Origin of the sequence: Arsenophonus endosymbiont of Apis mellifera (assembly GCF_903968575.1) — a bacterium.
In the GTDB taxonomy this organism is placed as follows: domain Bacteria; phylum Pseudomonadota; class Gammaproteobacteria; order Enterobacterales; family Enterobacteriaceae; genus Arsenophonus; species Arsenophonus apicola.
In genome coordinates this window covers 1-10,911 of the sequence record NZ_CAJCFU010000042.1, presented here as the reverse complement: position 1 = coordinate 10,911, position 10,911 = coordinate 1, and the positions used below count along the sequence as shown (strand labels likewise).

Genomic DNA, 10,911 nt, shown 5'->3' with positions numbered 1-10,911 from the left:
GTTGAAAAGCCTCAACCTGTTGTTAAGGTTAAAATCCCAAAACCACCGAAACCGCCTAAAAAACGGTTGCCGTTAGCGGAGGCAATTTCCCAAATCAGCCTCTTTTGGCCAGCCCTGTTTCCTGAACAACAGCTTAGACCGATGAAAATTGGCATCCGGCAAGCTATGTGGCAGGAAGTGAATGAGAAGGGGTTACCGCTCACTAAAAAACGGTTAAAAGCCTGTCTAAATAGCATTGGCCACCACGTCGATTATCGCGCCCTTATCCAGTTAGGCGCGAGTCGTTATGACAAAGACGGACAGGTGGCAGGAGAGGTCACCCAGGAAGATGTTGTGGATAATCTAAAGCGTCTGGTCAGACTTAAAACTGCCTCAATGAAAGTTTGACTACAGAGAATTTTAAAAACCCGCAGCTTAAAAAATAATACTGATGAAAAAAAATCATCAATAATTATTAATCTGTCTAAAATATTATAAATTCTTAGACAGGTAAAAATAACTATTCTAAAATGTCTATTAAATCGTTTTGCAAAAATAAAAGACATTCTGTGTCTTTAAATCGATTAAGGAGACATTTAATGCGGCTTTTTGGTTATGCCAGAGTGTCAACCAGTCAGCAATCGCTCGATATTCAAATTAAAGCGCTTAAAGAAGCCGGAGTAAGAGTAAATCGAATTTTTACTGATAAGGTCTCAGGGAGTCATACTCATAGGGACGGACTCAATCTATTGCGTTTAAAGGTTGAAGAGGGCGATATTATTTTGATTAAAAAACTAGATCGCCTTGGGCGTGATACTGCAGATATGATCCAGTTAATAAAAGAGTTTGACCAAGAAGGGGTAGCGATACGTTTTTTAGATGATGGCATCAGTACCGAAGGTACGATGGGCAAAATGATTGTAACCATTCTGTCGGCTGTAGCTCAGGCCGAACGCCAACGCATTTTAGAGCGTACAAATGAAGGCCGACTGGAAGCGAAATTAAAGGGTGTTCAATTTGGTCGCAAACGTAGTGTTGATCGGGAGAAAATTAGACAGCTACGTTCTCAGGGAATAGGAGCAACAGCGATTGCCCGTCAGTTGAAGATCGCTCGTTCAACGGTTTATAAAGTGTTTGATAACCAATATTTAACTTTAAAACCATAAAAAATGATATACTACAAAATATTTTGTAATATTTTTAGTTAAAATAACTAATTAATTTATTCTAGTTTTTATAGAATCTAATTTTTCTTAATTTATTAAGAAAATTAGGCTCAAATCAATATTTTTTCTATTATATGTTTATTGTTCTTGGACGCTCTAACTAATAGCTAATTAAACGGCTGTAGCTGAATTATATAGTGAATCCAGCGGTAAGTTCTTGATATAGTCAAAGTCATTTTTACAGGGAAAAATCCGAGTTGTTAATTATAGCGAACGACTTAGTAAAATATATAACTCATACCGAAAAGCCGGATGAAAAAGTAAGAAATAAAAAGAGGGATTAATTAATGGAAGTTAAATACTGGGAAGGAGGTCTTGAGATACAGGAAGTAAATGCTATCGAAAAGCTTGAAAAAGCATTTTCTCCCATCGCCATTAATGATAGTAATATCAACCAATCCCCTCAAAGCATGATGGCGGCTCAAACTGAAACATTGACAAGAAAAAGAGCAAATTCTATGTGGCCTTGGAAGGGCTATGCAGGTTTCAGATTTGTGAATGAACGTAAAGAAGGGGAGTTCGATCTTGTAATTGTTACTCATAAAAATATTCTTGTTATTGAGCTAAAAGATTGGCGCGGTGAGATCACTAGCTACGACGACAATTGGTATCAAAATGGTCAAAGTCGATGCCGTTCACCTGTTCACACTACGCGAAACAAAGTCTTTTTACTAAAGAATATTCTTGAAAAGATCAAGGACGATCTTCCAGGCAAGAAAGTTCCTTGGATTGATTTTAAAGTAGTCTTAACAAATAAGCCAAAATATGACTCGCTGCCGGAAAAAGATAAGCTTCACATTCTCACTTTAGAACAGTTTATGAAGCTCACAGATCCCAGGGCTTATGATAAAGAGTTTAATTCTGAACGGACTAGATCTTATCTCAATAAAGATTTTAGTATTTTTGATAAATTAATTTCAGGTAGAAATGTTCGTCCCAAGCAATTAGTGGTAAATGGTTTTAGGTCTAAAGAAGAGATTTTTTCGCATCCTAGTCAAATCTATAAAGAGTTTCAAGCTGTTAATGAAAACAACAAGAAAGATATAGCTCTTTTGCGACATTGGAAATTCTCTAAAATTGAAGATTATCAGACTAAAACTCCAGATGGCCGTTATCAAATAGTTTCCAGAGAGAGGGATATATTAAATTACATTTCATGCAGTGAAAATGAACTTTATAAGAACTGTCTGCGGTCAATAAGTAATCCCTCAAAAGATGACATGACTCAAGAATATTGCGAACTTTATGAGCTTCCAGCAGGTCACCTACGATTTAATTCTTTCATTGATAAATATATTGCCCAGTATAGTAAAGAGCAACGTTTGGTCCCAGTAAAAACCTTGTTGAATCAGTTTTCATTGCTACATGGTATTAAAGTTGCCCATCGAGATATTGGTTGTCATAGTATATGGCTATCACCAACTAACTCTATTGCATTATCCAACTTCATTACTGCTTACTACCAACCGGCTGGTACCATGGGACCAAAAAGAAATATTTTGAACGTTGGGTGTATTCCGTTACCAGAAGAGGTAGCAAAGAGTCATGAGTTCACACCCTTTACGCAAGATGTATTTTGTCTGGGTGTTCTTAGCTGGCATATACTCAAAGCTAAACGTTTACCCAATACCTTGTCTCTAAAGCAGATTATTTCATTGTACGGGGAAATTGAAGCGGCAGAAGATTGGTATGCTCCAATAATTTTGCAAGCCATTTCTATGAAACGGCCAAGTATTTACCCGCACGCTAAAGTATTTCTTGAGGCTTTTAACGAAGCGCGGCCGGATAATTCCCTTGCATTCGAATTTGATGATTCTGTTATTGAGCCTTACCGCCAACATAGTGCTAATCCATATCTTGATTATCCTGTTGGTCAAAAAATATCCTCTAATCAAGTAAAACAGATCTATCGTTCTGGTAGGTATATTGTCAAGCTTTGGACTAACGCTAACCCTACTCCTCAGTCTCCAGTCTTAGGACAGAGTGTGGCTCAATTTTTACAAAAAGTGGACCGCTTACAAAACCTCAATCTGAATTTTCTTCCCAAGATTCAATCTTATGGAATTGCTCCAATGATTGCATCCTTATTTTTGGTAACTGAATTTATTGAAGGATATCCATTGGATGAAATAGGCGTGATAGAGCGGGAATTAGCTTATCCAATCATCGATATGTTGATCAGTAATGTAGAAAGATTACATGAGCTAAATTTTAGTCATGGTGATCTGCACCCTGGAAATGTTTTAGTCACAGGAACTCCACCTTACAGTCAGTTGTTTTTGATTGATATTCCGGATTTCAATTCTATAGACAATAACATACTTAACACTCGATATAGCCCTCTAAATATTGATACTTGTAGCCCGTTTGAAAGGGACAACTTTGCAGTTATGCGCATGAGTATTGAATTGTTGGGTATGAATTGGGATGAGTCTAATGAATATGATATTCCTCCATTAAGGAAAGTTATTGAACAAGAGTCTTCTGATAGAGCGGGTTTTTTGTCCCTTGATCGATTTAAAGATGCTTTTGTAGAATGCAAAAGATCTAAGTCAAATCATGAAATCACTATCTTGGTAACTAATAGTCCTTATGGAGATTTTAAAATCTTGCCAGATAACGGCCGAATTTATATTCGTGCAGAAAAGAAGACTATAGGAGACAATCGAGCTGTCATTCACTTTTGTGGTATTGGGGGGAGTATTTCTTTTATTTATTCAGTTGATTCTGAAGAGTTTTCTGTGATAAAAAAAATTAGGGAATCTGAGTCCGTATCTTTTTACAACATAGAGCACTCGATGTTAGAGCGAAATTTATCCATAAATGTTGTAACTTCACAACAAAAAGATTTTCGCGAACTAAATTTGTTTTTTAAAGGGCAAATCGATTTTGCCCTAATGGTTTCAGAACAACTGAAACCACAAAGGCCGAGTAAAAAAACAGCAACTAAGTCAATATATTTATCTAAGAAAACAAAAGAAAAACGCCCTATTCTTTCATTAAAAAAAACACTTTCTAACACTCAAGATTCGAAAATCTGTGAGTCTTTGGTTGCAGGAGTAGTAAAGACTGTAAAGGTTCCAATCTCCGCAGATAAAGTGTGGCGTTCTGTGCTGGATACGGAAGCGTTTGCTAGGCCAGCAATTGAAGTTGCCGAAGAACCACGTTTTAATAAAAATGGAGTGGAATTAATAATATTTTATTCCAGTAAACATGATGTACTTAGTGGTTATGAGCATGATGAAATTTTAGAATTAACTCGACTAAAAGACGAGAAACAGTTTTCTTTAGGTAATATTGTACTAGAAAAAAGTAATTCAAGTCGAATTACTCTCGAAATGTGTAGAGGTAGTAATATCAATGTTGGTGAAACATTGTACATCACAAACCGACTAGAAAAGTCATCCTTTAAAAGAAGAGAAAAAGCCCTTACTAGGGTTCTAGCCCAACAATCGGTTATTCCAAGATTGATATCCTACTTTGAACCTCATAGCTTAATGCAGCCAACAGAAGATAATAATTTACCTACAGAAGAGGATTTTTGTGCTTATGAGAGGACAGATAGTAATGGTACTATTATAAATCTAAATGATGCACAAAAACTAGCATTTAAAACTCTTATAAGAAAAGGGCCAGTTGGTTTTTTGCAAGGACCTCCAGGCACAGGAAAGACAGAATTTATTGCTGCTTTCTGCCATTATCTCATCAGTAAAATGAATGTAAAAAATATTTTGATGGTGAGTCAATCCCATGAAGCTGTAAACACAGCGGCTGAACGCATACGTTCTCATTGTCAACGTTTGCATACTGAATTAGATATAGTGCGATTCAGTAATCGGGAAAATGCTGTTTCTGAATCAATGTTAGATGTTTATTCTAAGTCTTTAGTTGCGAGAGCAAACAATTTATTTAAAGCGGAGTATAAGCAACGTTTATGTGCATTATCAAAATCTTTAGGTGTAAACGCTGATTATATCGCACGTTTAGCGGATATTGAATGCAAAGTGAGACGGCCATTAACACAGATTCGAAATATCTATTCAGATTTAAACTCTGCGGATTTTAGTTCAAAGGAACGGGGGTTGTTAAGATCTACAATGACAGAAATTCGGGATCATTTAGTAAGAGTGTTATCCGAAGATTTTAATGTAAATTTTGAGAGCGATTTTAATCTAGAAATGCCTTTAAAAGTTGTGCGAGAGAGAATTGCATGCGCTTATGGCATAGCACCACATGAGGCGCATAAAGCTCAGCGATTGGTTGAACTAGCAAATAATTATATTGAGCGTTTATCTTGTGAAAGAAGTAATTATGAAGAATTCCTATTGCGTTCCAAGACGATGGTTTGTGGAACTTGTGTAGGAATCGGCCTCTCTCACCTAAATGTATCCGAAACATTTTTTGATTGGATTATTATTGATGAAGCTGCTCGATCTTCACCCAGCGAATTAGCGATTGCCATGCAGTCAGGCAAACGCGTCTTACTTGTTGGTGATCATAAACAGCTTCCTCCAATCTATCAACGTGAACATGAAGATGCGATTGCTCGCCAGTTAAAATTGGACAGAACCAGTGATGAGTTTAGGCAAGCTATGGCAAGTGATTTTGAGAAAGCATTTATTTCACCATATGGTCAGGAGTGTAGTGCTATCCTAACGACGCAATACCGAATGCAACAGCCTATTGGTGATTTAGTGTCGAATGTTTTTTATGGTGATGTACTTCAAACTGGCAATAGAAGTATTCCTCGATGTTTTAATATTGCACCTGATCAACTCAAATCAATAGTTACATGGATAAATACAGGTGTATTGGGGGAAAAAGCGTTTCATAAAGAAGATGAATTAAGAAAGAGCCTAAGCAATCAAGCTGAGATCACTGAAATAATAACTATATTGAGATCTATTGAATCGGATTACGATTTTTGTCAGTCTTTATTGGATGAAGTTGGGGATGAAGAACCGGTAATTGGTGTTATCTGTATGTACTCAGAGCAGAAAAGAATGTTACATAAAGAATTCCATAGCCAAAATTGGCGAGATGATTTTTTGTCAATGGTGAAAATTGATACTGTCGATAGCTACCAGGGTAAGGAAAATAGAATAGTTATTGTTTCTCTGGTTCGATCTAATGCTGAGCATAGCCCTGGTTTTTTAAAGCTTCCTAATCGTATCAATGTTGCGATGTCAAGGGCGATGGATAGATTAATTATTATTGGTGACCTTCGTATGTGGTTCGGTAAAAATTCGGAATTACCGCTCGGTAAAGTGGTTTCATATATCCAATCTAGACAAACTAATAAGCAATACATAATTAAAGAAGCACAAGGAAAAATATGAGAAAAGTTAAATGAGTAATACTTCTATCATCGTAAACGAAGTTGACTTTTGCGCCCCCGCTCAAAAATTTAGATTCGAGTATTCAACGGTTGAAAAAGGTGGGTTTCCTTTAGTTCCAGAATTTATTCTTCGACTTCTTAATTTATCAAACTTGATGCCTCAAGAAATTGCTACATTTTTTGGATTTACAAAAAAAGAGTTAGATGAGGCTCTTCGTCCCTTCATAGATAATAATGATATCGAATACAGAACTGATGGGCGAATAGCGTTGACATATAAAGCCAAGCGTTATTTTGATTCTGCCTCTGACGAGCCATTATTGACTAAAATTGAGGTTTATCGGCAATCTTATATTTTTGATTTATTAACATTTAGCCCTGCTGAAAAGATTGTACAGCCCTCTTTTAATTCTTATTTATCGTTAAAACTTGAGGCAGGAATTGAGCCTAGATCAAACAGCGAATTATTAGCGAAGAAAGCTTTTCAAAATTACTTTTATGAATTATGGCAACAGCAGGTTGAGTTATTTAAGTTAAAAAGTAGGAATGTAGAAATTTATAAAATCAGCGAAGTTAGAAAGGATTCAGACGTATGGATTCGTAGTAGTGAAGATTTTATTCTTGATCTTAACACAATGGCTATACGAAATATTTCCCGTTTAAAAATGGCCAACGATAAAGCATATATGCAGCAACGAGCTCAGGTTTTAAAGTTACATTTAGGAATTAACAATACTAAGGATATTGCTTTGTTGGCATCAGTACTTGATGATGAAGAAACAGTATCTTTACTCGGATCAAGAGGTATTAACTTTTCAGAAATGGTTGTTTCTGAGTTTCAATCATCAATACAGCCGAAAAAATTCGAAAAAAGACTTTTTGGATCTCTGACTAGTAAGAGTAACCAAGACATTTTGGCTGAAATCCTAAGAAAATACAGTAAGGTTCTTTCTAAAGAAAAAAATCATGACATTATAACCTTACGTTGGATCGCGCCTGTGAATAGTTTTTGGGGAGCAAGTGAACGTTATAGGGCGTGTTTAAGCCTTCTTGCAAATTTTGATACGGATGTGAATAAGAAAGCAAAATACAAAATAATTGATACTCAGTTGTACTTACCACTGAAGAATAGTAAAGATTTTTCTACTGCGCGTAAGTGGCAAGCTGCTTTCAGGGAACAGGGAAATACTCTTCATGCGTTTGTTGAATGTCAAGCTATTGCTCCACTTGAAATAGTAATGTTATCTGGGCGGTTTGCACTAATCCTATACCATTTAGTACAGCCTGACAATTATCAAGTACCGTTTCCGCTAGGTTTTATTACCGAAGATACTCACAAGTTGAAGAAAATTGAGCAATACCTTGATGGGTGTTTGTCTCAATATATAGATGAATTTAAACCTAGGTATCTTGGAAAAGTTATAGAATTTCTAAATGAGCAAAGTAAGTTATCAAAATAAGTATGAAGTCATGATGGTATACTGATATTTTCTTTTAAGACATATGAATACATAACAAACGACTCGAACGATCCTAAAATAAAAGCAGTATGTAACGATGGTTTTTTTCAACATCTAAATTGTATTAGTTCAGACTAGATCTGACACTTCAATTTGAAAAGAAGAGAGTTACCCACTTTGATTAAAGGTGCTGAATCCGTAATCAAAGACAATAAGAGGTAACTCTCATGCTCCATACTAACAATCCCATTATAAAACACAAAGCAGGTTTACTTAATCTTGCGGAAGAACTCGGTAATGTATCAAAAGCCTGTAAGGTTATGGGCGTATCACGTGATACGTTTTACCGTTATCAAGAACTGGTTAATGACGGTGGCGTGGATTCGCTAATTAACCGTTCTAGACGTACTCCTAATCTGAAGAATCGTGTTGATGAGCAAACAGAACAGGCGGTCATCAAATTTGCCGTAGAATTTCCAGCATACGGACAAGCCAGAACAAGCAATGAACTACGTAAGCAAGGCATTTTTGTCTCTGGTAGTGGCGTACGGTCTATCTGGCTCAGACACAATCTGGAGAACTTTAAGAAACGTCTGGCCGCATTGGAATACAAGGTTGAGAGGGAGGGTATTATCCTGACTGATGAGCAAATTGCTGCGTTGTAAAAGAAGAAACAGGATGATGAAGCATGTGGTGAAATTGAAACACATCATCCAGGTTATCTTGGTTCTCAAGATACGTTTTATGTTGGCAATTTGAAAGGCGTTGGCCGTATCTATCAACAAACATTTGTTGATACCTACAGCAAAATAGCGTTCGCTAAGCTCTACACAATGAAAACACCGATTACCTCAGCGGATATCCTCAATGACCGGGTATTGCCGTTCTTCGAAGCTCAAAAGCTACCGATGCTTCGGATTTTAACTGACCGTGGCACGGAATATTGCGGCAAGATTGAACAGCATGATTACCAGCTGTATCTGGCTATCAACGATATTGACCATACAAAAACGAAGGCTCGTCACCCGCAAACGAATGGTATCTGCGAACGCTTCCATAAAACCATACTAAATGAATTTTATCAGGTCACGTTCCGTAAAAAACTGTACGATTCTCTGTAAATGTTGCAGAAAGATCTGGACGACTGGCTGGATTACTACAACAATGAACGAACTCATCAGGGAAAAATGTGCTGCGGCAGGACGCCAATGGATACATTAACTGATGGAAAAAGGATTTGGGCTGAAAAAAATTTAACTCAAATCTAATCTGACGCTGGCACCAGAAAAGCTGGGTAACCGTCAGATTAGGTCTGAGCTAGTACATATTATGGTTTATTTTTGTGTTTTCAGCAATTTCTTTAAGTTTGGCATAAATATTAAATAATAAAATAATTAACTCACAAGAAACGCGAACGCTAATAATGCCGATAACAATTATGGCTAGGCCACTAATGAAGCCAGAGAAAACCCCCAGAATAACTCCCTGCAAAAATGGCGGCAATTCCAGAAAATAAAACAGCGATAATCCCAAGCCAATAGAAAACAATTATAATCTTAGGGGTTATCATTTCATCTAATCTTAATAAAGATTTCAACATGGTTATTTCCTTTTTAATTCTGTTAAATTCATTAGTGAATTGTAAGATTCAAATTTTATTTATTCCACCGAGTGGATTTAGATTTTAATCTCTCCGGTATTTTCTAATTTTAACTTTTTATATTTTTGATAAATCAAATTTGCATATCGATAACGATTTTTAATCGATGTGTTATTATTTTGCATGCCAGCGTTATACATTCCTACGGATTGCCAGTTTTTACCAAACCTGACAAAATTTCGATTTAAAATCATGGCGCCAATATGAATATTCAGACATGGATTATTTACTAATTTATTTTCTGTTAAAGCCGGATATTCTTTTTTAATTGATTTAAATGTTTTGGTGTTAATTTGCATGATTCCTAAATCAAGGGAGCCATCTTTATTTTTGTTTTTTGCTTTTGGATTGAAATTAGATTCCTGCCATGCAATAGCTCTTAAATAATCGGGGTCGAGATGATAATAACTTCCGGCTTTATCAAAACAATCAGCAAGCGATAATTTTGAGATAACAAGACACAATAGCCACATTAAATTTTTAATTTTCATCACCCATCTCTTTTAATTAAAAACATCACAATTCGGCATATTGTCGCCCTGATAAAACAAAAGAATTTTGCAAAGAAATTCTAATAAAGACTCTCAATGTTACCTCACCAAATCCGCTTTTTCCACCACTAACTTACACACCACACGCAAAATAAATTTTGCATAATTTTTCATTTAAATTNAAGTNATTGNATTAATNTAGTATATATNTNAATCAAAAAAANANTTTCAAAAAGAAAGCTATAAGCAAGTTATAACTTGCTTATAAGAAAGTTAAAAATTCTNANATTAAGNTATTGATAATAATATAAAATAAAACAAAAGAAAGTTATAACTTTCTTTTGAGTAATTTTATAATTACAATTATAAGGTGATTTATACTGAATTTTAGCAAAAAAAAATTTAAAACATGCTGGTCAGCAAGCCATAAATTGTTTTTGAAATGCAAATAAATGTAACAAATTGTAAGGTATAAAATGGAAAGTCAAAAAAATTACCCGATGACACTAAGAGTGCCTTTTTCTGTTTTGGAATTTATTGATGAAATGATAGAAAAAAAATTACAGGATGGAGAGAATAAATCAACAGCAAATCGAACCGCCGTAGCATTGGAAATGTTAAAAATAGGGGCGAGGGTTTTAAAGAAAAAAAATGAGCAAAGTAGTGATCAAGATGTCACGTTTGATGAAAAGTTAGCTTTAATTGCAGATGCTGTTCTTAAATCAAAATTACAAATTGAATCAATGTTTGAATTATC

Annotated in this window: 8 protein-coding genes and 1 pseudogene; 6 read left to right on the top strand and 3 right to left on the bottom strand. The window is 35.5% G+C overall.

Features of this window, described 5'->3' with window-relative positions; all coding sequences use genetic code 11:
- The 5 genes and pseudogenes from H1X92_RS05780 to H1X92_RS05760 form a co-directional block, all read left to right on the top strand.
- Nucleotides 1-387 (top strand): ProQ/FINO family protein (locus H1X92_RS05780; protein WP_180559258.1); only part of this gene is annotated, 387 nt, incomplete at its 5' end.
- Nucleotides 388-578: 191 nt separating this feature from the next.
- Nucleotides 579-1,145, top strand: a complete 567-nt coding sequence (locus tag H1X92_RS05775) for a recombinase family protein (RefSeq protein WP_180559257.1) — start codon at nucleotides 579-581, stop codon at nucleotides 1,143-1,145.
- Nucleotides 1,146-1,492: 347 nt separating this feature from the next.
- A complete protein-coding gene (locus tag H1X92_RS05770) occupies nucleotides 1,493-6,544 on the top strand; it encodes an AAA domain-containing protein (RefSeq protein WP_180559256.1) in 5,052 nt (1,683 codons plus the stop codon).
- 10 nt (nucleotides 6,545-6,554) lie between these two features.
- Nucleotides 6,555-8,003 (top strand): hypothetical protein, encoded by a 1,449-nt coding sequence (locus tag H1X92_RS05765; protein ID WP_180559255.1) that lies wholly within the window; start codon nucleotides 6,555-6,557, stop codon nucleotides 8,001-8,003.
- A 227-nt stretch (nucleotides 8,004-8,230) separates the two neighbouring features.
- Nucleotides 8,231-9,271, top strand: a pseudogene (locus H1X92_RS05760) (IS481 family transposase).
- Nucleotides 9,272-9,320: 49 nt separating this feature from the next.
- Here H1X92_RS05760 and H1X92_RS16215 read toward each other — a convergent pair.
- From H1X92_RS16215 to H1X92_RS05750, 3 genes are all read right to left on the bottom strand, one after another.
- Entirely contained in the window at nucleotides 9,321-9,494 is a 174-nt protein-coding gene (locus tag H1X92_RS16215) for a DUF4282 domain-containing protein (RefSeq protein WP_370520671.1), read from the bottom strand.
- Nucleotides 9,454-9,603 carry a hypothetical protein gene (locus tag H1X92_RS15620; RefSeq protein WP_202881803.1) on the bottom strand — a complete coding sequence of 50 codons (150 nt, stop codon included), beginning with the start codon at nucleotides 9,601-9,603 and terminating at the stop codon, nucleotides 9,454-9,456. Before H1X92_RS15620 ends, H1X92_RS16215 begins: the two co-directional genes overlap by 41 nt.
- A gap of 77 nt (nucleotides 9,604-9,680) precedes the next feature.
- On the bottom strand, nucleotides 9,681-10,154 hold the full coding sequence (locus H1X92_RS05750) for a lytic transglycosylase domain-containing protein (RefSeq protein WP_180559252.1): 474 nt from the start codon (nucleotides 10,152-10,154) through the stop codon (nucleotides 9,681-9,683).
- A 476-nt stretch (nucleotides 10,155-10,630) separates the two neighbouring features.
- On the opposite strand from H1X92_RS05750, the gene H1X92_RS05745 reads away from it, so the two are divergent.
- On the top strand, nucleotides 10,631-10,911 hold a 281-nt coding region (locus tag H1X92_RS05745), incomplete at its 3' end, for a relaxosome protein TraM (protein WP_202881802.1).